At 49.2% G+C, this 779-nt stretch carries 2 protein-coding genes; both read left to right on the forward strand.

From position 1 onward, the window contains the following. On the forward strand, window positions 1-248 hold a 248-nt coding region (locus tag AC4II3_RS10295; RefSeq protein ID WP_488015064.1), incomplete at its 5' end, for a hypothetical protein. A gap of 12 nt (window positions 249-260) precedes the next feature. Next, window positions 261-644, forward strand: a complete 384-nt coding sequence (locus AC4II3_RS10300) for an endonuclease domain-containing protein (RefSeq protein ID WP_488015066.1) — start codon at window positions 261-263, stop codon at window positions 642-644. The last annotated feature ends 135 nt before the right edge of the window (window positions 645-779 follow it).

A 779-nucleotide genomic window follows, 5' to 3' on the forward strand; every position in this document is an offset into this window, starting at 1 on the left:
ACTTTCAACCCCTCGATATCTTCTCCCCCCAAAATTGGGGGGCTGGGGGGGCATCGCCAACTTGGAGGACTTTGACCATCGCGCCCCCTAAATCCCCCAATTCTGGGGGACTTTCAACCCCTCGATATCTTCTCCCCCCAAAATTGGGGGGCTGGGGGGGCATCCCAAAATTGCGGGGCTGGGAGGGCATCGGCAACTTGGGAGAACTTGGACTAATCCTGGGTACTCTGTATAAAAAGACTGTCTAACCTACTCTACTGATGCCAAAAGACTATCCTAGAATTCGTGGCACTACCCCGGAAACTGAGCAGGCTGCTCGTCATCTGCGGCAAAATCTAACTCCTGCCGAAGCACAGTTATGGAGTGCATTGCGTGGTCGTCAACTGGCAGGACTCAAGTTTCGCTGTCAGCATCCGGTAGGGCGATTTATTGTTGACTTTTACTGTCCATCATGCAAATTAGTCATTGAGGTTGATGGAGACATTCATACACAGCAAAAAGCCTATGATGAGGCTCGAACGAAGCATTTTCAGTTGTTTGGTTATCGAGTGTTGAGGTTTACTAACCAAGAAGTTTTCAGAGATCTGCAAACCGTTCTAGCCCGCATTGTCCAAGTAGCACAAGCTTGTTTACCCGCAGACTAGCTACTGTGTATAAACAAGTCTGATCTGTTGTTGTTGCAGCAATTGAAGTATGAATCCGCGATCGTTTGGTTTTGGTCAAGCCCCCGTTGTTCTCCAATAATTCCCCCCAAAATTGGGGGGTTAGGGGGGCAAAAC

The sequence above is a fragment of the Moorena sp. genome (assembly GCF_982860115.1).

Excerpts from the sequence above, each read along its gene's own strand:
- AC4II3_RS10300 (WP_488015066.1), top strand. The coding sequence starts at position 261 with ATGCCAAAAGACTATCCTAGAATTCGTGGCACTACCCCGGAAACTGAG.